General features: G+C 42.5%; 23 protein-coding genes. 10 read left to right on the top strand and 13 right to left on the bottom strand.

The window, feature by feature from the left end; all coding sequences use genetic code 11:
• The first annotated feature begins 96 nt into the window (after positions 1-96).
• Entirely contained in the window at positions 97-2,814 is a 2,718-nt protein-coding gene (locus tag AC1DUD_RS01690) for an Ig-like domain-containing protein (protein ID WP_477370716.1), read from the top strand.
• 85 nt (positions 2,815-2,899) lie between these two features.
• Here AC1DUD_RS01690 and AC1DUD_RS01685 read toward each other — a convergent pair whose 3' ends face one another.
• Positions 2,900-3,760, bottom strand: a complete 861-nt coding sequence (locus tag AC1DUD_RS01685) for a DOMON domain-containing protein (protein ID WP_477370713.1) — start codon at positions 3,758-3,760, stop codon at positions 2,900-2,902.
• Positions 3,761-3,861: 101 nt separating this feature from the next.
• Between AC1DUD_RS01685 and AC1DUD_RS01680 the strand changes: the two genes are divergently transcribed.
• Together AC1DUD_RS01680 and AC1DUD_RS01675 are read left to right on the top strand one after the other, a co-directional pair.
• Positions 3,862-4,143: an ATP-dependent Clp protease adaptor ClpS gene (locus tag AC1DUD_RS01680; protein ID WP_112568816.1), complete on the top strand. Its 282-nt coding sequence runs from the start codon at positions 3,862-3,864 to the stop codon at positions 4,141-4,143.
• An 18-nt stretch (positions 4,144-4,161) separates the two neighbouring features.
• Positions 4,162-4,710 carry a histidine phosphatase family protein gene (locus AC1DUD_RS01675; RefSeq protein WP_477370708.1) on the top strand — a complete coding sequence of 183 codons (549 nt, stop codon included), beginning with the start codon at positions 4,162-4,164 and terminating at the stop codon, positions 4,708-4,710.
• Between the two features lie 263 nt (positions 4,711-4,973).
• On the opposite strand, the gene AC1DUD_RS01670 is transcribed toward AC1DUD_RS01675, so the two are convergent.
• On the bottom strand, positions 4,974-6,044 hold the full coding sequence (locus tag AC1DUD_RS01670; protein WP_477370704.1) for a branched-chain amino acid aminotransferase: 1,071 nt from the start codon (positions 6,042-6,044) through the stop codon (positions 4,974-4,976).
• Between the two features lie 129 nt (positions 6,045-6,173).
• Positions 6,174-7,127 carry a tryptophan 2,3-dioxygenase family protein gene (locus tag AC1DUD_RS01665; protein WP_477370701.1) on the bottom strand — a complete coding sequence of 318 codons (954 nt, stop codon included), beginning with the start codon at positions 7,125-7,127 and terminating at the stop codon, positions 6,174-6,176.
• An 83-nt stretch (positions 7,128-7,210) separates the two neighbouring features.
• On the opposite strand from AC1DUD_RS01665, the gene AC1DUD_RS01660 reads away from it, so the two are divergent.
• Entirely contained in the window at positions 7,211-7,690 is a 480-nt protein-coding gene (locus AC1DUD_RS01660; protein ID WP_477370698.1) for a universal stress protein, read from the top strand.
• On the opposite strand, the gene AC1DUD_RS01655 is transcribed toward AC1DUD_RS01660, so the two are convergent.
• The 3 genes from AC1DUD_RS01655 to AC1DUD_RS01645 form a co-directional block, all read right to left on the bottom strand.
• The gene (locus tag AC1DUD_RS01655; protein ID WP_243485261.1) at positions 7,687-8,976 is read right to left on the bottom strand and encodes an HAD-IB family phosphatase; all 1,290 of its coding nucleotides are present in this window, start codon (positions 8,974-8,976) and stop codon (positions 7,687-7,689) included. The two genes, AC1DUD_RS01660 and AC1DUD_RS01655, sit on opposite strands and share 4 nt — an antisense overlap.
• A 79-nt stretch (positions 8,977-9,055) precedes the next feature.
• Positions 9,056-10,045 carry an acyltransferase family protein gene (locus AC1DUD_RS01650; protein WP_477370695.1) on the bottom strand — a complete coding sequence of 330 codons (990 nt, stop codon included), beginning with the start codon at positions 10,043-10,045 and terminating at the stop codon, positions 9,056-9,058.
• 66 nt (positions 10,046-10,111) lie between these two features.
• Positions 10,112-11,080, bottom strand: a complete 969-nt coding sequence (locus tag AC1DUD_RS01645; protein ID WP_477370692.1) for an NAD-dependent epimerase/dehydratase family protein — start codon at positions 11,078-11,080, stop codon at positions 10,112-10,114.
• A gap of 180 nt (positions 11,081-11,260) precedes the next feature.
• On the opposite strand from AC1DUD_RS01645, the gene AC1DUD_RS01640 reads away from it, so the two are divergent.
• From AC1DUD_RS01640 to AC1DUD_RS01625, 4 genes are all read left to right on the top strand, one after another.
• Positions 11,261-12,442 carry a formimidoylglutamase gene (locus tag AC1DUD_RS01640; protein ID WP_477370688.1) on the top strand — a complete coding sequence of 394 codons (1,182 nt, stop codon included), beginning with the start codon at positions 11,261-11,263 and terminating at the stop codon, positions 12,440-12,442.
• Positions 12,443-12,499: 57 nt separating this feature from the next.
• Positions 12,500-13,687, top strand: a complete 1,188-nt coding sequence (locus AC1DUD_RS01635; RefSeq protein ID WP_477370685.1) for a redoxin domain-containing protein — start codon at positions 12,500-12,502, stop codon at positions 13,685-13,687.
• Positions 13,688-13,789: 102 nt separating this feature from the next.
• Entirely contained in the window at positions 13,790-14,917 is a 1,128-nt protein-coding gene (locus AC1DUD_RS01630; protein ID WP_477370682.1) for a redoxin domain-containing protein, read from the top strand.
• Between the two features lie 190 nt (positions 14,918-15,107).
• A complete protein-coding gene (locus tag AC1DUD_RS01625; RefSeq protein WP_477370679.1) occupies positions 15,108-17,186 on the top strand; it encodes a TonB-dependent receptor in 2,079 nt (692 codons plus the stop codon).
• Between the two features lie 257 nt (positions 17,187-17,443).
• On the opposite strand, the gene AC1DUD_RS01620 is transcribed toward AC1DUD_RS01625, so the two are convergent.
• The gene (locus AC1DUD_RS01620) at positions 17,444-20,002 is read right to left on the bottom strand and encodes a family 20 glycosylhydrolase (RefSeq protein WP_477370676.1); all 2,559 of its coding nucleotides are present in this window, start codon (positions 20,000-20,002) and stop codon (positions 17,444-17,446) included.
• 132 nt (positions 20,003-20,134) lie between these two features.
• Positions 20,135-21,061 (bottom strand): cobalamin-binding protein, encoded by a 927-nt coding sequence (locus AC1DUD_RS01615; protein ID WP_477370673.1) that lies wholly within the window; start codon positions 21,059-21,061, stop codon positions 20,135-20,137.
• A gap of 193 nt (positions 21,062-21,254) precedes the next feature.
• On the opposite strand from AC1DUD_RS01615, the gene AC1DUD_RS01610 reads away from it, so the two are divergent.
• On the top strand, positions 21,255-21,878 hold the full coding sequence (locus AC1DUD_RS01610) for a LysE family transporter (RefSeq protein WP_477370670.1): 624 nt from the start codon (positions 21,255-21,257) through the stop codon (positions 21,876-21,878).
• An 88-nt stretch (positions 21,879-21,966) separates the two neighbouring features.
• Here the strand turns inward: AC1DUD_RS01610 and AC1DUD_RS01605 are convergent, their stop codons facing one another.
• The 5 genes from AC1DUD_RS01605 to AC1DUD_RS01585 form a co-directional block, all read right to left on the bottom strand.
• Positions 21,967-22,893: a bifunctional riboflavin kinase/FAD synthetase gene (locus AC1DUD_RS01605; RefSeq protein WP_477370667.1), complete on the bottom strand. Its 927-nt coding sequence runs from the start codon at positions 22,891-22,893 to the stop codon at positions 21,967-21,969.
• Between the two features lie 76 nt (positions 22,894-22,969).
• Positions 22,970-23,692 carry a tRNA pseudouridine(55) synthase TruB gene (truB, locus tag AC1DUD_RS01600; RefSeq protein WP_477370664.1) on the bottom strand — a complete coding sequence of 241 codons (723 nt, stop codon included), beginning with the start codon at positions 23,690-23,692 and terminating at the stop codon, positions 22,970-22,972.
• Between the two features lie 250 nt (positions 23,693-23,942).
• Positions 23,943-24,737, bottom strand: a complete 795-nt coding sequence (locus AC1DUD_RS01595; RefSeq protein WP_477370661.1) for an undecaprenyl-diphosphate phosphatase — start codon at positions 24,735-24,737, stop codon at positions 23,943-23,945.
• Positions 24,738-24,830: 93 nt separating this feature from the next.
• The gene (locus AC1DUD_RS01590; protein WP_477370658.1) at positions 24,831-25,124 is read right to left on the bottom strand and encodes a DUF3098 domain-containing protein; all 294 of its coding nucleotides are present in this window, start codon (positions 25,122-25,124) and stop codon (positions 24,831-24,833) included.
• A gap of 91 nt (positions 25,125-25,215) precedes the next feature.
• On the bottom strand, positions 25,216-26,094 hold the full coding sequence (locus AC1DUD_RS01585; RefSeq protein WP_121233334.1) for a permease-like cell division protein FtsX: 879 nt from the start codon (positions 26,092-26,094) through the stop codon (positions 25,216-25,218).
• 421 nt (positions 26,095-26,515) lie between these two features.
• Here AC1DUD_RS01585 and AC1DUD_RS01580 point away from each other — a divergent pair, with 421 nt between their 5' ends.
• Complete coding sequence (locus AC1DUD_RS01580; protein WP_477370655.1) at positions 26,516-26,719, top strand: hypothetical protein; 204 nt, start codon at positions 26,516-26,518, stop codon at positions 26,717-26,719.
• Positions 26,720-26,723: the final 4 nt, after the last annotated feature.

The following is a 26,723-nucleotide window of genomic DNA, read 5'->3' as shown; positions in this document are numbered from 1 at the left end:
TAGACCCAAGACTTCCGACTTAAAACTTAGTAATACACTTGTTATAAAAGCGAATGTACTTTTTGCGTATCTTGGTAGTTCAAGATTTATCTTTCTATGAACTTCAAACGCCTATCGGTTGGGATCCTTATCACCCTTGTTGTTGGTGCTACCTTAGCTTTTATAAAACCCGAAGATGAACTGGTAACAAAAATCATTGCACAGCTTGATAAATGGCGTGCCGAGCATCCGCAGGAAAAAGTTTACCTCCACTTTGATAAACCCTATTATGCCATTGGCGAGGACATCTGGTTTAAGGCCTATGTTACCATCGGCAGCGAACATAAACTTTCGGCTTATAGCCAAACCCTGAATGTAGATCTTATTGATGATAATGACTCGATAAAACGCAGCCTTAAACTACCGCTGACAGCAGGCCTGGCAGCAGGCGATTTTGCCCTGGCAGATAGTATGGCGGAAGGTAACTACCGCATCCGTGCCTATACCAATTGGATGCGTAATGAAGGCGAGGCTTACTTTTTTGATAAAACCATAACTATAGTAAACGGCATTAGTAACAAAGTTTTCACCAAAACCGCCTATACCTACAGTACACTAAACGGCAAACAAAAGGTAACTGCTGTTATTACTTATACCGACCTTAACGGCATAGCTTATGTTAATAAGCCTGTAAACTATGAGGTTGAAATAAATGGTAAATCCATCTCACGCGGCAAAGGCATAACTGATGATAAGGGTAACCTTACAGCCAGCTTTACTAACAACCTGCCGGTTTCCATAACATCAGGACATATCAATACTGAAGTTAAACTCGATGATAAACGTACAGTTGCTAAAGCAGTACCTATAAAAACGTTATCCAATAAGGTTGATGTTCAGTTTTTCCCGGAGAGTGGAAATTTAATTAACGGCGTTTTTGAAAAAGTAGCTTTCAAAGCTGTTGGGGCCGACGGACTGGGAGTTGACATTAAAGGCTTTATTACCGACGATCAAAACAACCAGATCTCAGCATTGGGCGAAAGTCATTTTGGTATGGGCAGCGTAAATTTCGAACCCGAAAGCGGTAAAACGTATAAAGCACATATTACTTATGCCGATGGTTCGGAAGGTATCTTTGATTTGCCCAAAGCGGTTGATAATGGCTACGTGTTAAGCATTAACAGCATGCGCGACGATAAGGTATTCGTATCTATCATCCCCGGAAAAAACTCCGGTAACGGTACTCCCTCCTTATCAAGCCTAACACTGATAGCACAAGCGGGCGGCGAACTTTGTTATGCAGGTAAAAGCAAGGATGGGGCAACATCCTTTTCGGCCGCCATCCCTAAAAATAAATTCCCATCAGGTATAATTCAGTTTACTTTATTTTCGGCAACCGGCGAACCTTTGAACGAGCGCCTGATTTTTGTTCAAAACCCCGACCAGCTTAAGCTTGCAGTTACCACAGAAAAGCAGAGCTACAAACCGCGCGAAAAAGTTACCGTTAACCTCAATGCTAAAACCAGCGAGGATAAACCCATTATAGGCAGCTTTTCAGCATCGGTTATTGATGAGTCGAAGATTACCACAGACGAGGCAAATGAGATTTCTATATTTTCAACCTTACTGCTTACATCCGATCTGAAAGGATATATTGAAAAGCCAAACTATTACTTTACCAACGTAAGTAATGAAACCAAAGCCAACCTGGATGTACTGATGCTTACCCAGGGCTATCATCGTTTTGAATGGAAACAGCTGCTTGCTGACAAATTTACACCGATCGTGTTCAGGCCCGAAAAATCACTTGAAGTAACTGGCCACCTCAAAACTTTTGGCGGTAAACCTGTGCCTAACGGCAAGGTTACCTTGTTTTCATCATCGGGAGGAACTTTTATTATTGATACCGTTGCCGATGCCAATGGTAAGTTCACTTTCAAAGATCTTGTTTTCAGGGATAGTATCAAATTCGTGATCCAGGCCCGCACTGCAAAAGACCGCAAAAACCTCGACATTACCCTTGATAATGTAACTCCGCAACCTGTTGGGCCAAATAAAAACGCGCCCGATCTGCAGGTGAACATCTATGACGGAACATCAGCTTATCTATTAAACAGTAAAAAATTATATGATGAGCAGGTAAAGTACGGCATAGGTAACCATACCATAGTATTGAAAGAAGTAGTGATCCGCGAGAAACGGGAAAATCCTTTTAAAAATTCGGCTAACCTTAATGGAGCCGGTAATGCAGATCAGACACTCACCAGTAAAGACCTGATGTATGGCGGCGGAATGCTTTCCCAGGTACTACAGGGCAGGCTTAATTTTGTAACATTCAGGAATGGGATCCCCTATTCAACCCGCAGCCCAAACACACCAATGCAAATCATTTTGGACGGCACGTATGTTGAACCTGATTTTTTAGACAACCTTACTCCGAGTGACGTTGCTACTGTTGAGGTATTAAGGACGATTGGGAACACGGCCATCTATGGTTCAAGAGGCGGAGGTGGTGTTTTAGTAATTACAACGAAGCGCGGTGGCGAAACTGTTTACAACAAATACGCGCCGGGCATTGTTACGTATGCCCCTAAGGGATATTATAGAGCAAGAGAATTTTATTCGCCTAAGTATGATGATCCTAAAACCAATACTCAAATGCAGGACCTTCGCAGCACCGTTTACTGGGCGCCGGGCTTGTTAACCGACAAAGACGGTAATGCATCCATGAGCTTCTTTAATGCCGATGCTAAAGGCACGTACCGCGTAATAATTGAAGGTATTGATGCCGATGGTAATTTGGGCAGGCAGGTTTATAGGTATAAGGTGGAATAGTATTGAGTCCGGAAAGTCCGCAGTCGGGAAGTCCGAAAGATTAAGCAATGCTTTCTTCTTTCGGACTTTATTGTTTGAAACAAACTTATTTCGCACTCAAATAATACTTCTCCCAAAAATCAACTGACTTTGCCATTTCGCCTGAACCGCCGGCTGCACCACGTCCTGCACCACCGCTCATTCCGCCGCGACCGCCGCTTCTTCCGCCACGGCCACCGCCCATGCCACCTCTTCCGCCGCGACCGCCTCCGCCGCCAAAGCCTCCGCCGTCACCTTCTCCTGCACCACCGCCACCTGCCGGGCGCTGAAAACCATTGATCTTAAAATTAAAAGCCCATTCACTCTTAAAGGTATCATTACCGGCATGGAAAAAACTTAAAGGGATGGCAGCTTCGTAAACCAGGTCGCCGTTGGCATCATAATTAATAGCGGTTTTGATACCATATGTATTTGATGTGGTGATCATCTCATCTTCAATATCCTTAAACCCTACAACCTTAATATATCGCAGCTTGGTTATACGTTCGCGCATTAGCTCGTCCCGGTCGGCCTGGGTAATTTCACCGTTATCATCTTTTGGCTTTGGAAATTCCAGCTTTTCACCTGGTGCCGCTAACGGAAAAGTAAGCGTAAAACTGTCTTTCTTTTTCCCTTTAGGATCAATAGTTAACGTAATGCCGGCATTTAACACCTTCATTTTATCAAGCCGGTCACTTACCCTAATGGCAGCATACAGGTAATCTTTATCATTAGCTAAGGCATAGTTTAACCGCTTTTCTTCGTTATAGTAACGCAGACTATCGCCCCATTCTTTCAGGTCGCCATCAACATTAATATTGGCGGGCGGGCCCTGAAGGATATTTTTAGTGCTCTGGGCCGATGAATAATGGGGCGTTAAAAGTAGGGCAGCTAAGGCTAAAACAAAAGCCGGGTATGCTTTTTTCATGTGAAATATTTTAAGGGGGTTATGTGTAACATGATTTTTAAGACCATGGAACACGATTTTAACACTTTTATTATTGTTTTTGAGTAAATTTGTAGTTACGTATGCCAACCGAAGTACAGGAAGAAACATTTACTCTCGAAGAGTTACTTGCAGGACTTAAAGAGACACATCGTTTAATACTCTGGAACGATGATTTTAACACTTTTGACCACGTGATCCACTGCATGATGAAATATTTGGATTACTCCGAACCACAAGCAGAAAAGATAGCATGGAAAGTACATAACGAAGGCAAATGCGCCGTACTTGAGGGCTCCTTTACGGAAATGGAGATCTATCGTAAGATTCTTCAGCAGGAAGGTTTAACAGTTTCCGTAGAATAAACATTAACAATAACCGGCATGATAAAAAAACTTCTTTTACTTTTTTTGATAGTCGGTTGGGCAAGCCTGACCGCCTGCGGCCAGGGAAAAAACCTGAAACTGGTATTCATCCGCCATGCCGAAAAGCCTGATGCGGGCGATAATCTTTCCTGCGCCGGGTTTAACCGGGCGCTTAAACTGCCCGAAGTTTTAAAAGCCAAATTTGGTCTTCCCGATCATATTTATGTACCAGCTTTGAATTTGGGCAAATCTACCCCGCGCTCAAGGATGTTTCAAACCGTATCCCCATTAGCTGTAAAATACAACCTGACTATTAACAGTAAATTCCAGGAAGAAGATGCTAATGGTGTTGCTGATGACCTATCCTCCAAAAAAGGAACCATTCTTATTGTTTGGGAGCATAGCCAGATCAAACCTATACTAAAAGCCCTTGGTCTTAAAGTTAAAGACCTGCAATGGCCGGATAATGATTTCGACAGCATCTGGATAGTGACCTTCAAAAAAGGCAAGCCATCATTAGCAATGGATAAAGAAGGGATTACACCAGCCGCGGGATGTAGTTTTTAAGATAATCTTTAATCATTAACAAGCGTCATTGCGAGGCGCGAAGACAACCGACCGCAGGGAGCTCATTAATACCTATAAAGATCAAATTATAATTATTAATAATCCCCGATCGGCAAAGCCGCTCTGTTTAGTTCGCGATTACTTAGTTCCTTATAATGACGAGAAGAAGATACCCTCGCCGACACTCGGGCTGCGCAAAATATATAGAATGCAAAACGCCCCGGAAAGTCCGGGGCGTTTTGCATTCTATATCTCGCTAATGATTATTCACTAACCAGGTAATTCCAGTTATGAGTATCAGGAGCGGTGCCATATTTAATAGCATCCAGCGTATCAAACACCTTGTTCGAAAACTCACGGGTTTTAGGATCGCTCAGGAAATATTCTTCACCTTCATAGCTGATGGAAGCTACAGCGGCAATGGTAGCGGCAGTACCGGCACCAAAGGCATCGGTTAGTTTGCCGTTTTTAGCACCTTCAATAATTTCGGCTACCGAAATCTTGCGTTCTTCAACAGTGATACCCCACTCTTTAGCTAAGGCAATAACGGTATCGCGGGTTACACCATCCAATATGGTATCTTTTGCTTCGGCGGTGATCAGTTTACCATCTAACAGGAACATAGCGTTAGCTGCGCCCATTTCTTCAATAAACTTGTGTTCTTTAGCATCTGTCCATATCAGCTGGTCAAAACCTTCTTCGGTTGCTTTGCGGGCAGGCAGCATTGAGCTTCCGTAGTTACCGGCAGCTTTGGCATAGCCCATACCACCTTCGGCTGCACGGGTATAATGTGTTTCAATTTTAACACGTAATGGTTTTGAAAAGTACGGACCAACCGGGCCAACCAACACCATATATTTATAAGTAGAAGATGGAGTTACACCCAGGTAAGGATCGGTAGCGAACATAAACGGACGGATATACAAAGCGTGGTTTGGCTGTGAAGGTACCCAATCGCGGTCAAGGTCAACCAGGGTAGCTATACTTTGCAGGAAGATCTCTTCGGGCAAAGTTGGCATACAAAGGCGTTCGGCAGATTTATTGAAACGAATAGCATTTTTATCCGGACGGAAAACAGTAATTTTTCCATCGGCATGTTTATAGGCTTTCAGGCCTTCAAAAAACGCTTGTCCGTAATGAAGTGCTGAAATTGCAGGGCTGAGACCAATTTCGCCGTAGGGAATGACCGAGAGATTTTTCCATTCACCATCTGCGTAATCGGCCACAAACATGTGGTCAGAAAAAGTTTTTCCAAAAGGTAAGTTGTCGAAGTCCGTTTGCTGCAAACGGGAAGCAGTGGTCCTGCTGATCTTGATGTCCAATGTCTCGGTCATGGCATTAAAAATTAATAAATAATAGAAAATGGCAAGTTAGGCATTTTTATATCCTATGCCAAAAAATTACAAGCTTAAATGGTGATTATCACATATTAAAATATCATTTTGACAATACAATTGCCAACCTTAAATCGCGCTCAATACATCATCAACCCAGGCTTTGCCCCAGTTATCTTTCTCCTCATCTGTCCATACCCAGGGATAAAAAATCCTTTTTTGAAAACGCGGCGGCAGGTATTTCTGCCAGTTGGTACCGCCCGTTGCTTTAATATCTTCAGGTTCGCGGTTCAGGTAACGCACCGCCGATTTATAATGCGAAAGCGGCCAGTTCACGTTTACGTTGATATCCAGCTGGCGTAATTCGTTACGCAATTCGGGACTTAGCTCCGAAGCTGATTCAAACTGTTTAGCCAGTGTATTAAAGTTATGCGTAACAGCAGCCTTGCCCAGTTCTATAAACGTTTTTGAATATTTTTTTTCGAATTGTTTAAGTGTTAGCGTTTTTTTGCCTGTGGATAGTTCAGTGGCCCCAAACTTCCAATACAGGTATTCAAATTGTTCGTCAATAGTAGCGTGCTGCAGTTCCTCGCGTTTATCTTTGGCAACCAGATTTATAAAATCGGTAGCATAGATCTCGATCATACGGTATTGACCCGACTGAAAACCACTTGCCGGCAATAACGACATCCTGAACTTCAGGAACTGTTCCTTCTCCATGCCATCAACCATAATCTCGAACGAGTGCGTCAAAGCACCAAAATACCGGTTGATGCGTTTTAGCCGCGCGGTAAAAAACTCGGCAGTCAGCGGGCTTGCTTCAGCAATTTGTTTACATTCGTGCAGGGCCAGCTTAAAATACAGTTCGGTGATCTGGTGATAAATGATGAAGATCTCCTCGTCGGGAAAAGGTGTTTTAGGATTTTGTAAACTCAGCAGGGTATCCAGGTGGATATAATCCCAATAGGTTAAAAAATCGGCATAAAGCAGACCATCAAGATAGGAGTTCATATCCTGGCCCATGGCTTCGTACTTTTCCTGCAGTTGGTTTAAGCGGTCTTCAATTTCGGGAGAGAAATGCATGTCCCAAAGGTAATAAAATACTATAGTGCTAAAACATATCCGTATTAGGTTGTTATATTTGATACAAGCCTTATATTATTCTTATGAAGATCAGGAAGATACTCATCGGCATTGATGAAAGCGAGTTTTCACGTTATGCAGCAGCATACGGTTTTGATATAGCCCATAGCTATGGCGCAGAAGTTGGCCTGGTACACATAGTTGAACCTATAGTGGTGCCAACCGATACCCAGGATGGCTTACTGGGAATGCCATTTGATCCCAATTTAAACCTGCCGGGCACGGAATTGGAAACACTGCAGGTTAACCGGTCTGCAACGCTGCTGGACCAGGCAGCAAAGGAATGGGGCGAAGGGTTGGAAATAGCACAATTTACCCAATACGGCTCAACAACTGAAGGAATTATTGAATGCAGCAAGGAGTTCAATGCCGACCTGATAGTTATAGGCACTCATCGCCGCACCGGTATCGATAAATTTTTCTTAGGTAACGTTGCCGAACAGGTGGTCAATAAATCCTTGATCCCCGTACTGGTTGTTCCTTATATCGAAGCAAAAGATTAATACAAAAGCCTGAACTTGATTGTATGTTCAATGGCTTTTAGCTCATTCAGCACTTCGGTATCATAGCCTGTATTAACATCGGTAATTACATAACCTATTTGCGGGTTAGTAACCAGGAACTCGCCCACAATGTTAATATTATGGCGGGCAAATACATCGTTAATCTTAGCCAGGATACCCGGTACGTTTTTATGAATGTGAATTAACCGGTGGGCATTGTTAACACGCGGCGGCTGCAAATCCGGAAAATTACAGCTGGTATGTGTTTTACCCTCATTCATGAAAGCCATTACCCTTTTCGGAAGGAAGTCGTTACTATGTGGGTTATGCCTCGGGTCGTCAAATATAATGATCCCGTTTTCTACAGCGGCATCGGCCAGCTTGCGGTTACATTTTCCAAAAACACCGATCACTTTCAGCCTGCCTGCATTTTGGACCTGCTCGGCGCTTGGCTGATTCTCTTCGTCGCAAAACAGCACACCGGCTTCTTCAAGGTATTTTTCTTCAACACTTTCGCGGTGACGCATGTTATACCCTTCTTTTTTAAGCTGATCCAATGCGTCTTCATCAACATTACCTACCACCAAACATTTAATGCGGTTTTTAGGATAAGAGATGGCGCGTGGCAGCTTATTCAGATACAGGAATTCATCAAAGCTGGGGGTAATATGGTCGGCTTTTTCGGCTACCGATTTACGTTCGATATTTTCAGTAAAGGCAAAGAACTTTTTGATCATGCCCGATTCCTTTAACTGGAAATCAGAATAGCCATCACCGATACCATAGATATCGCCCGGTAACTGAAGCTCTTTCAAAAGCTTCACCTTTCCGCCTTCCTGCGAAAGCGGATTTTCGCGATCGTAGCCTATGATATTGCCTTCCTCGTCAAATACAAAAGTATTGGCGTAGATGTTTTCTTTTTTTATGTGATATTCGGTTACTACCGGGGTAATAAACTCTTTGAAACCGCCGGATACGATCAAAACCTCGTCCTGGTGATTTTTAAAGAAGATAGTATTACGTGAAAAAGAAGTAGAAACTTTCTTTTTAAGATGGCTGATCAGTTGTTTTAAATGGTCACGGTTGGCGTTAAGCAGTTTCACCCTGCGCTCTAAACTTTCGGTAAAGGATAGCTTTCCTTCCATCGAGGCATTGGTCAAATCTTCAATCTGCTTGTAGATATCTTCGCGGTCGGGACGATTTTTGAGCGATATGCGGGCCAGTTCATCAAGGGCCTCAACCTGTGTAAAGGTGCTGTCGAAATCAATAATAAAGTACTGTTCCATCTTGGGTGCAAATGTGCGAAAAAATTTGCTGATAGAACAGGTAGAATTTATAGGTAATTATTCATGATTGTTTAACGAGCTATCTACTCAGCCGCTTGCCATATTTTATAGCTGGCAACTCAATATATTTATGCATTAATTTTGAAAGCCATACCAGCATTACCAATAACACAAGTTCAAAAGGGATACAGTAAACAAGGTTTTGCTTTATGGTCTCCGTTTTAAACTGGTTAAAAATATAAATACCGATAGGTACATGGATCAGGTAAAGGGAATAGGATACGTCACCAAGCCGGCTTAAAAAGTTATCTTTAAGCGGCACAAAATGGTTGATCACAATTAATAAAACAGTAACCGAACAGGCCAGCACGTAATAAAACTCCTGATGTGTTGTATAAAAGCCGGCTATTGAAAAAGCAAATAAAATGGCTGATAGCAATTTTTCCCGGGCTGAATAATGAAGCAACTGGTAAACCGCAATACCAATACTAAACAGCGGCCAATACCCCAAAAAGAAAAGCACGCCCGATTTATATACAGGCAAAACAATGCTTAATAAAGTTACAAGGAGTAGCGCAATGGTAAAATACTGCTTTTTAAAAAAAGAGCAGATATAAACCACTATATAAAAGAAAGCCTCAAAAGATAATGTCCAGTATACCCAGTTTAAGGTAGGTATACCTGTTACAGGTTTGGTGAGCAAACTTAAAGTCGCGCCAAAACCAGCGATACTTTTAGGAAATACAACAACCGAATTTGCGCCTGTCAGCACCCTCAACAGCGATACTATTATAAATATCAAAAGCAGGCTAAACCAATACGGCGGAAAGATCCTGAAGAAGCGCCTTATGATAAACTCGGATGGCTTTTTGGCATGCTGAAGGGCTATTAAAATGCAATAACCACTTATAGTAAAAAATATGGGGACACCTAAATACCCCCATTGGCAAACATAATAATACCAATTGTGGGTATTAGTAGCTGCATATTCAAAATGAAAAAGTACAACCCCGGCAGCAGCGATAATCCTTAATAAATCTATCAGGTGGTTTCTTTTGTCGGCTTGCATTGGTTATGGATGCTGCAATGTAGTATTATGAAATTAATAATTGCTAACGACTTTAACGGCGAATGATCAGGCAAGGGCCTTGCAAATTTCCTTAACAGTTAAGCTGATGGGCTTAAACTCAATACCGATCGCTTTTTTAATTTTTGAATTATCAAACTCGCGGGTTAGAGAGGCTGCCTGCGCCGAGGTTTTATCGATGGCCGGATCGCCACCGGTTATAGCCGAAACAAAAGCTGCTCCGCGCAAGGCCAGTTCCATTATCCATGGTTTAGCAAAAACAGAGGGTGGCTTAATACCAAATCCATTTGCTATCTCAGTAACCATACCTTTATAATCGCGATTTTCGGCACTGATGATGTAACGCTCGGCTGTTTTATCACTGTTCATTAAACCTACCATACATTTGGCAACATCTTCTACATCAACAAAACCTATGGTGCCGGAGGTATAAAATTTAAGTCCCTTGCGTACCGTGTTGAATAAAGCACCGCTGCCTTCGGTTCCGGCACTTGCACCTATTATAAGCGAGGGGTTAACAATAACAGCGTCCAAACCTTCAGCAATGCCGCGCCACACTTCCATCTCACTCTCTAATTTGGATATGGCATATCCATCATTTTCTGTTGATTGCTCCAGGTGATGGTTTTCTGTGATCAATTCGCCGGGCTTTGCACTGCCGATAGCCGCAATTGAGCTTACATGCACCAACTTTATCCCCCGCTCATTGCAAAGGTTAACCAGGTTGGCTGTCCCGGTAACGTTGGTGCTGATCATTGGCTTTTTATCTGCCTGCTTTAATGATACCCAGGCGGCACAGTGATAAACCTGTGTAATACCATCAAGCGCATCTGCAAGCGCGAAAATATCCATCATATCGGCATCAATCCAGTCGATATTTTGCTGGTAAGGCAATAATAACGTAGGGATAACTGAACTTGCCCTTTTGGTACAACGGATCCGTTGGCCGGTAGTAATTACCAAAAGTTTTGCCAGTTCGGCCCCAAGAAAACCAGTTGCGCCTGTTATTAAGATCATGATGCAAATGTGCAGATTTTTAAGCAGAAAGCTTGAGGCCGAAAGCTCAAAGCTTTTAAGCGAAGCAGAAAGGAAAGCTTAAAGAGGAAGCCTTGATCTTAGGCTTTCTGCCTTAAGCTTTCCGCTTTCGGCTAAAAAATCTGCACATTTGCACATCTGAAATCTGCACATTAAACAATTATGTCATTAGCTGATTTTTTTACGCCGATTGATCTTAAAAAGATAGCTCCTAAAAAAGGCTATTACACCAGCCAGCTTGGCGATAAAATTGTGCATTACTCTGTGGATTTCCCTGACCTGGAAGAGAAAACGGATATCGCCATCATCGGCGTTATGGATGATCGTAATGCAATTGGCAACCCCGGCTGTTCGCTTGGACCTGATTACATCCGCGAAAAACTTTACCAGCTAAATGAAGGAGGCTACTCGGTAAAAATTGTCGATCTGGGGAATATCCGTGCCGGCGAAAAGGTAACAGATACCTACTTCGCCGTAAAAACCGTAGTGAGTGAGCTGATCAAAAAAGATATTATCCCGGTTATTTTAGGCGGCGGACAGGACATCACCTATGCCCAGTATCTGGGCTATGAGGAGCTTGAACAAAAGGTTGACCTGGTGGTGATCGACTCGCATTTTGACCTGGATGAAGATGGACATGGCGACAGTATTGAAACTACCTCCGGCTCCTATCTCAACAAAATATTCCTGCATGATCCTAATTACCTGTTCAATTTTAGCAATCTTGGCTATCAAACCTATTTTGTAAGCCAGGACAGCCTTCGGGTAATGGATAAGCTTTTTTTTGATGTACACCGCTTAGGCGAACTGAGCGGCAACATTGCTGTTACCGAACCAACCATCCGCAACGCCAGCATGATAAGTTTTGATATTGGTGCCATCCGCGCTGCCGATGCTATGGGAAATGCGAATGCCACACCAAATGGTTTTTATGGAGAAGAAGCCTGCCAGCTTTGCCGCTATGCTGGCTTTAATGATAAACTTACCTCGATAGGCTTTTACGAGTTTAACCCGGCTTATGACAGCAACGGGCAAACCGCCTGGCAGCTGGCGCAAATGATCTGGTATTTTATTGATGGTTTTTATAACCGCAAGCGCGATTTTCCACTCAATCCAAAATCGCAATACCTCATTTATAAAACCAGCTTAACCCACGAAGACCAGGAAGTAGTATTTGTAAAAAGTAAAAAATCCGACCGCTGGTGGATGCAGGTGCCCTACCCTTCGGCGGGCTCTCCTAATGAGCGTTTCCATTTGGTACCCTGCAGCTATGCCGATTATAAAACAGCTACTTCAGGCGAATTACCTGATCTTTGGTGGCGTACCTATCAAAAATTAAACTGATATTCACAATTTTAACCATGCTCCAACGTTAGCAGCGTAGAGTTTTTATATATTTTAATGAAGAAATTATTTTTTTATATAGCCGCCATGCTGCCGGTAACGGTGTTTGCCCAGGCTACAGATACTTTTGTTATTAATGGTAAATTAGGCAATGTTACTACGCCTGCTAAAGTATATTTATCATACCAGTTAGGTGCTAACAATGTTACCGATTCGGCCAATGTGGTTAACGGCGCATTTTCCTTTACAGGCACTATCATTAACCCTGTTAACGCCACAATAGCTGTAAACTACAAAGGCTTGCCTCTCGAAAAATTCATTGACGGTAACTATAAATATGCCGATAATGGGAGCCTTATTTCAAAAACTGCTGACGATATAGATTTCTTCCTTGAAAAAGGTACAATTGCCATTACCAGTAAAGATTCGATAGATAAAGCCCAGATCTCTGGTTCGCAACTCAATATTGATAATGTAAAACTTCAGGCCCAGTTAAAAGCCATCAATCAAAAAGGCGAAAAACTAATGGCCGAAGCTAAAGCAGCATCACCCGAACAACAAAAGTCGGCAGCTTTCAGGACTGCTATGCAGGCGAGATATAAAGCATTGCAAACAGAACAGAAAACGACCTTAAAAAGCTTTATTGCGGCTAATCCTAATAGTTATTTAAGTTTACTTGCATTGACCTCGGTAAGCGGTCCGGCTCCCGATGTTAGCGAAGTTGAGCCATTATATAATTCGCTATCTCAAAATATCAGAGACACCGAGGCCGGAAAAATGATGAAGGCACAACTTGAGGCCTTGAAAGTAACCGCCATCGGTTCTGAAGCACCGGATTTTATCCAGAACGATGTTAACGGCACCCCGGTAAAGCTGTCATCATTCAGGGGTAAATATGTTTTGCTTGATTTTTGGGCATCCTGGTGCGGCCCTTGCCGCCAGGAAAATCCCAATGTGGCACGTAACTATGCAAGATTTAAAAACAAGAACTTCACGGTTGTGGGAGTCTCTTTAGACAGGCCCGACGGCAAATCGGCCTGGCTGGCTGCCATTAAAAGTGATGGTCTGGATTGGACCCAGCTTTCTGACCTTAAATTCTGGAATAACCAGGCTGCTGCCTTGTATTCGGTAACATCAATCCCTCAAAATTATCTGATCGATCCACAGGGAAAGATTATAGCAAAAAATTTACGTGGAGAGGATCTTGATGCCAAATTAGAGCAATTGTTTGGAAAATATAATTGATTCAATGTTATAGCCTGTTAGCGGCTATATCCATTACCATGTCAAATTCACCATTGAGTTAGCCGGTTATTTTATAGCCGGCTAATTTTATTATATTGCGTTATGAACTTGACCTCAATTAAAAAAATAGCATTAACTGCAATTGCAAGCGTACCGGCTTTAGCTTTTGCACAAGATTCCCAATATACCGTTCAGGGTAAAATTGGTGATTACAACGCCCCCGCAAAGGTGTATGTACAATATCGTAAAGATGGTAAAACAGTAGTTGATTCGGCAGTATTAAATGGCGGCAGCTTCAAGTTTACCGGTAAAACAGGCACAACACCCTTAAGCGGTTATATTCTGTTTAATCCCAAAGGTACCGGTCTGCATAGCTCAGAAGATTATCGTTCTCTTTACCTGGAACCTGGTACCATCACGGTAACAGCAACTGATAAAATTGCCGATGCAAAAATAGAAGGTACCAAAACCAATAACGATAACGAAAAATATAACCTGGCCGAAAAACCAATTAACGATGCTTACGAAGCGCTTGGTGCAAAACGCAAAACAGCAACGCCCGAGCAGCTGAGCGCCCTAAATGCCGAAGAAAAAAAGATAGATGATCAGGATGCATTGGTAAACAAAAAATTCATCCAGGAAAACCCAGATTCATATGTGAGCCTTAACGCACTGGAATCATATGCTTACAGTGCCGATTACGTTGATATTGCCCCATTGTTCAACAATTTCAGTGCAGCTATTAAAGCAACCGAAGCTGGTAAGAAATTTGCCGAACGCCTGCCAAAATTAAAAGCAGTAGCATTGGGCGCTACAGCACCTGAATTTGCCGAAGCCGATACTGCCGGAAAAATGATCAGCCTTTCGTCATTCCGTGGCAAATATGTGCTGATAGATTTTTGGGCCTCATGGTGCGGTCCCTGCCGCCGCGAAAACCCGAACGTGGTAAAAGCTTACAATACCTATAAAGGCAAAAACTTCACTATTCTTGGTGTATCGCTTGACAGGCCAAATGCTAAAGATAAATGGCTGGCGGCTATCCACAAAGATGGCCTTACCTGGAACCATGTATCTGACCTTAAATTTTGGGACAGTAAAGCAGCCGATCTTTATGCAGTACGCGGCATCCCTCAAAACTTTTTGTTAGATCCCAACGGAAAGATCATAGGCAAAAACTTAAGAGGCGAAGACCTTGAGAATAAGCTTGCCCAACTCTTTGGAAAGATCTGATTATATTATTAGTTATTAAACATAAACGCCTTAACAAAAACAATTTGTTAAGGCGTTTATGTTTAACCCGGGTTTACTCATTTAGCTAAGCAAAAGGTAAAGAGCTTGCAACATCAAGATATTTACAAACCGGCGATATGCTTTATAAGTATAAACGCCTATTTTTGATGGTCATCCCTATTGTCAACCTATGCTAAAACGCTTTACTCTTGTAACTTTTATACTTGCTGTTGTTACTACAGCCTATGCTCAAAATAAAAAACATCCTAAAAGAGATACTACTGAACTTAAACCCGTAATAATCAAAGGCTACCTGAGTGATCAGCCGGTTATCAGCGTACCGGCATCAGTGAGTGTACTTAATGCCGCGCAACTTAGGATCCAGCCCGATAATTCATTTGTAAACGCGTTGAACACTGTTCCGGGGGTACGTACCGAAGAGCGTTCGCCGGGGAGTTACCGTTTATCTATCAGGGGGAGTTTATTACGCTCGCCTTTTGGAGTAAGGGATGTAAAAATCTATTTTGACGATATCCCGCTTACTGATGCCGGGGGCAATAGTTATCTGAATGCTATTGATATAGCTTCTATACAAAAGGTTGAGATCTTGAAAGGCCCCGATGGCAGCTTATTTGGGGCCAACTCAGGCGGGGTAGTAATCCTTAGTCCGCTTAACCGGTATAACGACAGCACTTATATTTCGGCAGGGGTAAACGGGGGTTCGTACGGGCTGTTTCACGAGAAGGCTGCAGTGCAATTAAAAACTACCAATTACCTGCTCAATATCAACCAAAGCTTTCAAACCTATCATGGCTACAGGCAAAACAGCGATACGCACCGCAATTACCTGCAACTGGCCGATAGCTGGAATTACAGCGGCAAAAATACGTTGAAGGCACTGGGTATCTATTCCGACTTGGCCTATCAAACACCGGGAGGTTTAAACCTTGCGCAATATAATACCGATCCGCGATTAGCCCGTCAGCCTACGCCGACATTGCCCGGGGCTATTCAGCAACATATCGGCATCACCACAAAAATGTATTTAGGCGGTTTAACTAACGAGTATCATTTCAATGATCACATCCGCAATGTGCTGGCTGTTTTTGGCAACCATGTTGATTTTGCAAATCCCTTTATCACCAATTATGAGCAGAGGAGCGAAAACACCTATGGTTTCCGCACTTACTTTGAGTTAACGGGTGATAAAAAACCGAGTTTAGACTGGAAAATAGATCTTGGTTTTGAGTGGCAGCAAACCAACTCGCATATTGCTAATTATGGCAATAAAAAAGGTGTAAAGGATACCACGCAAACTATTGATAATATCCACACCAACCAGCATTTTGTGTTTGTGCGCTATGCTGCCGATGTTTATAAACGCCTGCACATTGAAGCTGCTGTAAGTTTAAATGATTATGGTTATGATTTTAAAAACCTATACCCGCTTAATCAAAATAATTATACTGATCGTAACTTCAGTGCACAATTGATGCCGAGACTGGCTTTATCATACCAGATTATCAACGCCCTTGCCTGGCGGGCAAGCGTAAGTCGCGGTTACTCCAGCCCCACCACAGCCGAAGTACGGCCAACTGATAATATTGTGAATACAAGCCTGCAGGCCCAATATGGCTGGAACTATGAAACTGGCTTTCGCCTGCGCAACAGCGACGAAACTTTTATGCTTGATGCATCGGTTTACTACTACCGTTTAAATAACGCCATAGTACGCCGCCTTAATGCCAATGAAACCGAACATTATATCAATGCCGGTGGCACCAACCAGTTAGGTACCGAAGCATCGTTGTACTATTGGATCATCCGCCCGGGTAAATATGGCTTTATCCGCGGATTACAGTTCAATGAATCATTCACATACAGCCATTTCAGGTTCAGGGACTATATTGTTACCAGCGCCAACTATTCAGGCAATAACTTAACCGGTGTACCTAAAAACGTATTTGTAAGCAGTGTGCAGATCAGGTTTCCTGAAAGCCTGGCCTTGTTTGTGCAGCATACCTTTACTTCAAAAATCCCGCTTAATGATGCCAGCACTGTTTATGCACCAAAATACAATCTACTGCAGGCAAGGGTTAGTTACCAGCCAACCATCGGTCGTAAAACACGTTTTGAAATATTTGCTGCCGCAGATAACCTGCTAAACCAAAAATACAGCCTGGGTAATGATTTGAATGCGGTGGGCAATCGTTATTATAATGCGGCACCGTTAAGGAATTACTCGGTGGGGATGAATTTTATGTATTAATAAATGCAAGTTCAAGCGTCTGCGCTTGAACTTGCATAGGGGTTGACAGGGTTAACACAACTCGTGGCTAACATTTACTTATATAGTTAATAATCAATTGATTGTTTTTTATACATAAAATATGTTAACCCCTTTTTGTCTAAATATTATCTACTAAATTTCAATTCATAGGTAACACAACACCAAGAGTGGTTAATTTGATTTATGATACGGCCTCTTTTCCGGCTTGCAAACTGCAACCCAAACTGTAAACTGAATTACGGATTCAGATTATTGCTTCCTCCCTCAGCCACATTACCACCCCTGCCTTTAGGATCAAAAGCGCGGAACTTGATAGTCCCCCCATTATAATTAACCGGACCGGTATAAATTTTACTACCGGCATCAGGGTCTTTACCATTGGTGGTATAACGAATAGTTAATCCCGGGAACTCCACATTGCTCAGGTATTTACCATCCTGTAAACTAATACCCGGTTTCGGTACACGATAATCATAACCGCCATTGTAATAAGTTAAGCGTGGTAATTCGCGTTTGCCCAGAACATTCAGAAAGTTTGACCATGCTACCTGGTACGCCTCTTTACTTTTTGCTGGATCTTTTTCAGTAGCCCAGGCCGGGTCCTGTGCCCAGGCACGTTCAGCTAAGCCAAGTAAGCGCGGAAAGATCATATAATCCATCCGCTCAGGGCCTTTAACTGTCTCAGCCCATAATGCGCCTTGCAGACCTACAATATTACTTTTACCATAGTCGGTAAGGCGCTGCTTGCCGATGAAGATATTTCTGTTTATCGGGTTGCCTTGTTTATCAACATCGGCGTTTTTAAAATAATCGTATGGGATAAAAGAATAGAATTTATCTATACCCAAAAACGCCCCCCAATAATAACCAGGCTCATCAAACGATTTATAGTTGGCCATATCAAAATACAGGTTTGTAACGCATGTTAACACAACCTTGTAACCGCTATTGGCTAAACGATAAGCCAAATCTTCCTGCCCGGCGCCCAACACGTTATTCCAAACGTCAACCTGTAGGTGTTCTTTTGTAAAATCCGGATTAGGTACGTAAGCCGGCTGACCATCGAGCGTGGTTTTACGGAGCGCCATTTCTTCCCAACCCGAAAGCAGGATGCCTTTAGCTTTCAGGATCTCATTAACACGGCCATAAAAGTAATACCAAAGATCGTTGGTGATTTGTATTTCGGGATGAGTGGCTTTAAGTGTTAAATAAGCCGGTGATTTTTCCCATACATTAGCAGGAACCTCATCACCACCGAAATGAATAGTTGGCAGCGGCGCGCCTGCCTCTTTGTAAGTATTGATGAGGTCATTTACAACAGTCTCCACAAAGTTATAGGTTGATGGCAGCGATACGTCTATCACGTTATCGTTCCAGTATTGTACGGAGCGATAATCGGATTTATCGTTCTGGTCATACAACAAATATTTTTCTGCTTCTGTCTTTTTGCCCTCTGCTATCAGGCGGTCATAGCGGGCATTCATTGCTTTAATAGCTCCGCGGGCATGACCTGGAGTTTCAATTTCAGGAACTACCGTGATATGACGGTCGCTGGCATATTTCAGGATCTCGATATAATCTGCTTTAGTATAATAGCCAGTACCAAAAGGATTGTTAACCTCCGGGCCAGAGCCGTGTGAAGGTGGTAAATGATGCTTGCTATCCAGCGTATGACCCCGTTTTGAGGCAACCGAGGTAAGCTCCGGTAACGACGGGATTTCTATCCTCCATCCTTCATCATCGGTTAAATGCAAATGCAGTGTATTCAGCTTATACAGGCTCATAGCCTCCAGCAGTTTCAACACCTGTTGTTTTGATTGAAAGTTACGGGCTACGTCAAGCATTACTGCCCGATGAGGAAAACGCGGCGCATCTACAACCTCTACGCATGGAATTTTTACCGAGGATGGTGTTTTAGCCAAAGCAATCGCCGGAATCAGGCTTTTGAAGGATTGGATACCGTAATATATGCCGGCACTTGTAGATGCCCGGATAACTACTGCAGACGGCTTCACACTTAACTCGTAAGCTTCATCACCCAAACCGGCTTTATATACAAATGAAATGACATTACCCAAGGATTTGCCAGTCTCCTTTTTTCCGAAGATGGTAGAAATGTAATTACGCAAAACCACAGCCTCTTTACCGAACCGCGCATCAGCAGAGGAAATTTGAACGCCCGAAGAAAACGAAAAACTGCCGTTGATTAGGCTATAACTTACCGGTGTAGGAAAAACTTTCACTAACTGATCGGCAGGAATATCGGCAACTGTTTTATTTCTGTCGTAAACAATTTCAGGGGTTATTAAGCCCTGGTAAGTTGGCTTGTAGGGCGTAATGTCATATGAGCCGAAAGAATAGCCTTTTTCAGGTGCTTTATCCCAAACAAGGTAAGGGCCTTCGGGTGCATCGGTAATATTCACTACAGGATCATCGCACACAAATTCAATACGGGCAGTTTCCCCGGGTTTCAGGTCTTTAAAACCCGATGTTGGGGTTATGCTGTACATATCGCCGTTAACCTGTTCGATAAGGGCATTATTGCTCACAGCCGCTTTGGTAAACCCGCGGCCCGAATTAAAATAGATCTTCCATCCCCCGGCAGGTAAAACCTCATGGCTTTTATTGGTAATTACCAATGCTGTGAGTGCCTCATTTTTATTTTGATAGTTATTGTCCATCACCTGCCAGTTGAGGTGCAGGTCGGCTATGTTCGGTTTTTTATCGTCATTCATTTTAAAACCGCTGCAAACAAAAACCGCGGCGATAACCATCATCGTAAAAATTTTGTTCATAATTCATCCTTTGCCTGGGAGATAGCAGACAGGTAAATATAATTACTTTTTAAATTATTTTAATAAGTAATTTTAGCTGTGTAGATGTTATAATTGCTTACGCCATCGCGGGTTTAGCGATAGTATTTATTATTAAACCGAAAACTTGATCCAACCCTCACCTTCATACCCAAATGCGAATTGTTTTGGGCGAATAATCTCGGCCAGGATCTCTATCGAGTCTACAATCCTTGGGCCGGGGCGATTAAAATATTGATTACCATCAGCAATATAAAACCTGTCATTTTTCACAGCTTTGAGCGATGCAAAACCCAGGCGGTCCAAAAGCAGGTTGATCTCGCGCATGGTGCGTTCAATACTGAAACCACAAGGCATTACCACAATAACTTCAGGGTCCTGCTGCAGGATGGCATCCCACTCAATATATGGCGAATGCTTGCCCTCCTGCGCCAAAACCGGCGTTCCGCCGGCTATACTTACCAGCCCCGGTACCCAGTTACCGGATATCATTATCGGCTCCAGCCATTCTATACAGGCTACTGTGGGTTTGCTATCAGCAAATTTCAGTTTATGCTTAATGATGTCAACACGCTCCTGCAGACTTTCGAGCAGATCGTCACCTGCCTGTGGTACGTTTAAGGCGTTGGCTATGGTGGTTATATCGTTAAATATATCATCGAGGCTGTTGGGTTGCAGCGAAATGATCCGCGCCTGTTTGTCCAGGTAGTTTTCCAATGCTTCTTCCACATCTTTTAATGATACCGCACAAACATCACACTGGGCCTGCGTTATTACTACATCAGGAGCGATAGCTTTGATCTGCTCACGTTTTACAGTGTAAACCGAAAGTGCATCGGCCAGGATCTCCTTCACCTTTACATCAATATCGGCACTGCTTAAACCATCAGGAAAATTAGCTTCTGTACATACAGGCAACTGCTTTACCGACTCCGGAAAATCGCACTCGTGTGAGCGGCCTACTAAACTCTCTTCAAGTCCTAAAGCACAAATTATTTCGGTGGCGGCCGGCAGTAATGAAACTATTTTTTCAGTTGGCATGTTAACAAATTAAAGATTGCAAATGTAAGGAAGATGAACTGATGTGCAAATGTGCAGATTCCAGATGTGCAGATTGTTGAATTGGGATGAAAAACCATTATGCCTTAATTGAAAATCATCTGCTCATTTATACATCTGAAATTTGCACATCTGCTCATTTGTCAACTCCGATTAACAACCTATCTTTGCTGCGATGATATTTCTAACATTCTTCATCGGGCTTATAGCTAATTTTATAGGCTATATACCACCCGGCAACATAAACCTAACTTTAGTACAGATTACCATAAACCGTGGAATAAAAGAGGCTGTGCGTTTCATTACAGCTTTTTCGGCTGTCGAATTTTTCTTTACTTATTTTATCATGCATGCCGCCCGCTGGCTTTCGGGGCAGTTGAAACTGGGTACTATCATCGATTGGATCATGGTAGTACTTTTCGGTGTTATGGGTTACCTTACCTGGATCCATCGGAATACGCCGCCCAAATCCAATTATTCTGAACATGCCAGTATCAAATATGGCATATTATTAGGCTTTTTAAACCCCGTGCAGGTACCTTTCTGGATGGTGACAGGCACATACCTGATCACACATGAGTGGATCCTCGACGGCCGTGTGGCACTTGTAATTTTTAGTTTAGGCTCGGCGGCGGGCGCTTTTTTATGCCTGTTCATTTACGCTAAATTTGCCAAGTATATTCAGGAAAAATTCGCGCTAAGTAACAAGCTTATCAATACCAGCATAGCGATATTATTTTTCGCTTTTGCTGCATATCATGTTGTAAAGCAGATCTATCTGTCGTTTTTTAAGCATTAAAATCTTGATTTTCCTGATTTGAGGATTGCCTGATACGATCGATACTAAATTCAAGGTAATCCTCAAATTCTAAAAATCATGGTTCAGATCAAAATTCAAGATTCAGCACATCAACCTTATCCTGAGCTAACTGCACTTTCAGCTCATCGAGCGATGAAAACTTAACGTCGCCGCGGATATAATGGTGAAATTCCATCCGGATGGTTTGGTTATAGATCTCCTCGTCAAAATCAAAGATATTCACCTCGATATTGCGGGTAAGTCCATTAACGGTTGGGCGGCTGCCGATATAGGCCATTCCTTTATATTTTTGATCAGCTACGACGACTGTAACTGCAAAAATGCCATCGCCAGGAATAAGCTTATACTTCTCTTCAACCACAATATTGGCTGTTGGATAACCGATCTGTCTGCCGATCTGGTCGCCCCGGACAACCTTTCCGGTAATAAAGAAAGGGTAGCCTAAAAAAGCATTAGCCAAATCAATATCGCCACTTAATAAAGCGTTGCGGATACGGGTTGAACTGATGGCTACTTCGTTAATATCCTGTTCGGGGATCTCTACTACATCAAAACCATAAACAGGGCCAAGGCGTTGCAGGTCTTCAAAACCGCCTTGCCTATCTTTACCAAAGCGGTGGTCATAACCTATCACTATTTTTTTTGTACCGATCTTATTCACCAGCACATCGCGGATATAGCTCTCGGCACTTTGATTGGAAAAATCTCTTGAAAACGGGGTTATAATGAGATGGTCTACCCCGAGACGCTCCATGAGCTCAGCCTTTTCGGCAATAGTGGTTATCAGCTTAAGGCTTTCGTCCTCCGGATGTAAGATCATACGCGGATGTGGAAAGAAAGTAAGGATTACCGTTTCGCCGCCTGTACTTTCGGCCAGTTCCTTAATACCTGATATAATTTTACGGTGCCCAATGTGTACCCCATCAAATGTACCGATGGTGACTACTGCATTGTTTACCGCTGTAAATTCGTCAATATTATTGTAAACCCTCATTATATGAGTAAAACACAAAGTTAATTTTTAGTTGATGGGATTAACAACCGGAGTGTTTGCGCTTTGTAAATTTCTTTTACCGCGCTGTATGTACATCTGATACTTTTAATTCCCTGACGGTATTTACCAGTTCCATCACTTCCCAGGCATCCTCAATTTTGAAATTGCCGCTACGTGTGCGCCTTAATTTCGACAGATAAGCCCCGTTATTCAAAGCAGCTCCAAAATCATTCACCAATGAGCGAATATAGGTGCCCTTGCTGCACACCACCCTGAAATCAACTTCGGGCAGTTCAATACGGGTTAGCTCAAATTCCATTATGGTCACATTACGCAGCTTTAGCTCTACATCTTCACCGCGGCGTGCCTTTTCGTACAAGCGTTCACCATCAACTTTGATGGCGGAGTGTGCAGGAGGATATTGCTGGATGTCGCCGATAAACTGCCCACAGTTATTACGCAGCATTTCTTCGGTGAGTTGGCTAATGTCGAAACTTTTATCGGTTTCAGTTTCCATATCATAGGATGGCGTTGTCGCGCCCAATACCATAGTACCGGTATATTCCTTTTCTTCCGCCTGGAAGGTATCTATCTGCTTGGTCATTTTACCGGTGCAGATGATCAGCAAGCCTGTAGCCAGCGGATCAAGTGTGCCTGCATGACCAACCTTTAACTTGAGCGGCTTAAACGAATTGCGGAGTTTGCCAACAACATCAAAGCTTGTCCACTGATATGGCTTATTAACCAATAAAAGCTGGCCTTCGGCAAATTCATCTATTTTAGTGTACGTATTCTTCAAATCTACTATTTACCCGGATCAAATTATCCGTTTTTGCAAAGGTACGATTTTAGGATTGATTGCAGGAGAGAGGGGAATTTGTCGGGCGGTCAGTTAACTCACCCCGACATCGCTGCGCTTGTCACCCCTCTCTGCTTCGCAAAGAGGGGGATTTAATTTTTTATGTTTTTTTTTCCTCTTTCCGGCGAAGCCGGAGAGAGGGTGGTCCAGCGAAGCGTAGACCGGGTGAGTGTACTATAGAAGCGAAAATCTATATCGCCTGTAACTGGTGTCCGCTCAACATGAGGCCAATGATTATTGCGCCAACTATAATACGGTACCAGCCGAATATTTTAAAGCCTTTACGCTCCAGAAAAGTTATGAATGTTTTTATGGCGAGCATAGCAACAATAAATGCTATAATGTTACCGATTGCCAAAAGTTTGATCTCTTCGCCTGTAAAAATGTGACCTTCCTTATGAAAGTCATAAAGCTTTTTAGCGGTTGCGGCAAACATGGTAGGTACGGCCAGGAAGAAAGAAAACTCAGCAGCTGCAGTACGGCTTAATTTCTGGGTCATACCACCAACAATGGTAGCTGCCGAACGCGACGTGCCTGGGATCATGGCCAAACATTGGAAAAAGCCAATTTTAAGTGCGGTTAAATTACTGATGTCTTTTTCTTCTTTAACCACAGGCTTGTTAAACCATTTATCAACAAACAATAAAATGATACCGCCTACAAACAGGGTGATACCCACTACGTAAACGCTTTCGAGCAAGGCATCTATCTTTTTACTAAACAGCACGCCAAACACAGCAGCCGGTATAAAAGCAATAAGCAATTTTAAGTAAAAATTAACCGATTGTAAAAACCTTTTCCAGTACAGGACCACTACTGATAAAATAGCGCCTAACTGAATAGCAATGGTAAAAAGTTTAACAAAAGGATCGGCAGCTATGCCCATTATTGATGAGGCAATGATCATGTGCCCTGTCGACGAAACAGGCAAAAATTCAGTTATCCCTTCAATTATTGCAAGGATAATAACGTGGATGAGATTCATTGGAGATTTTAAGGGGTTGAGGTAGAGGTATACGTTATTTACAGCAGATGTGTTTAAAATAAAACAGATCTGCTGTAAAAATGAGCGTAGTAATTAATTAGCCGAAGGCTTTTTAAGAATAGCGAAGAAACCTAAAGCAAAGCCACCCAAAACTACTATTGGGGCAATAACTATTTTGGTAGTACTGTAAATATCGGTAGTACCCGACATCAGCACAAAGCCGAAAGCCACTACCGCTACGCTGATGATCAGCATCCTGTAATTGCTTTTATCGAATATAAATTGCACTGGCTGAGCAGGCGCAGCAGCTTTTGCAGTACCCGCAGTTGCCGCTGATGCAGTGACAGTTGCTTTTACAGGAGCGGCTGGTTTAAATTTTTGTGCCATATTTTTTTATTACTGAATTATTAAGTTAATGAATTAATGTTTGAAAGCCCCCAGGGCAAAACCTTTCAGTTTTAACCTTTCGCCTTTAACCTTACCTGTACAGATCGTATATTTTTAAACGTAAAAACTTGTTAACTGCTAAAAAGGTACTAAAGCCTGATATAAAAATACCCAGGCCAACAACCCCTAAAAACACAATACCAAACTCGGTGTAGTTTTGTAAAAACACCAGGTCGGGTACATTATCGTAAGCTACATACAGGGTAGCTATCAACAGGATAATAGCGATTAATCCGCCTAATAAACCGTGCCAGATGCCGTACAGTAAAAAAGGCTTACGGATAAATCCTTTGGTTGCCCCAACCAGCTGCATTGATTTGATCAGGAACCGTTGCGAATAAATGGCCAGCCTGATTGTATTGTTGATCAACGCTACCGACAGCACCACAAATATCCCAGCGAACGTAAGGATGATCAAACTGATCGTTGTTACGTTCTGGTTCATCTGGTCAACCAGTGATTGTTGGTATTTAACCTCTTTTATCAAGGGATTTTTAAGCAGTTCGGCTTTAAATTTTTCTATGTCCTTGTTATTGGCGTATTCAGCTTTCAGATAAACATCAACCGATTGTGATAGCGGGTTATATCCTAAAAACTTTACGAAATCTTCGCCAAGATCTTTTTGCAGGTTACGGGCGGCAAGCTCTTTACTTACGTATTGAGTTTGCTTTACGATCACATTGCCGTCCAGTTGCTTTTGAAGCTGCAATACATCGCTTTCGTGGGCGGCATCATCAACAAAAATATTAAGCACTATATTTTCTTTAACATAGCTCGAAATATTTTTAGCATACACCAGTATTAAACCCAGCAACCCTACCATTAACAGCACCATAGCAATACCAAATACCGTTGAAATGTATATGGTTTTTGTTTTTTTAGAGGATGCGCTTGCTTCGAATTCTTCCATTTACTTGCTTTAGATATGAGATGTGCGACATGAGATTTGAGACAACTCCTTCCCTCATGAGAACATCATATTTGTGCGAAAATAAGAAACCCACCCTAAAGGTAAAAGTTTATTGCTTATAAATATTGTTTAATAACGCTTTAGCTAAACAGATTTAACATTTATTAACAGCTTACCGTTGATTTCGTTGATTATTTGAACTATGCTTTTTAGGATTTGACGATTAACCTGATATTTTTCTCTGAACCGGAATTTACCGGATCAAAGAATGACCAGAATTTTAAAGCGATAAGCAAATTCCATAAATTCTTTAATTCGGGTTCAGACAAATCCCATCAAACCCTGGTTCAGACAAAATAAGCTGCAAATTCTGATATAAATCTGGAGTTAAACAAACCGCCTTTGCCGTTGTTGTTAACTTATGACAAAGCCAGCAAACGAAAAAGACAAACCTTCACCATCAGATACCCCTACCCACAGGCCGGCTGATGATGGGCATAAAAGCAAAGTGCGCAAAGAAGATAAACAATATCATGCCGATAACCCGCATGGCGGCGATATTGCCAAGAAGCATGAGAAAGAGGAACAGCCGGTTCATTCGGTTAAGAGTGTGCCGGAGAAATAAAAGG

This window comes from Mucilaginibacter sp. P4_A11, from assembly GCF_056402535.1.
This window is presented reverse-complemented; position numbering and strand designations above follow the sequence as displayed.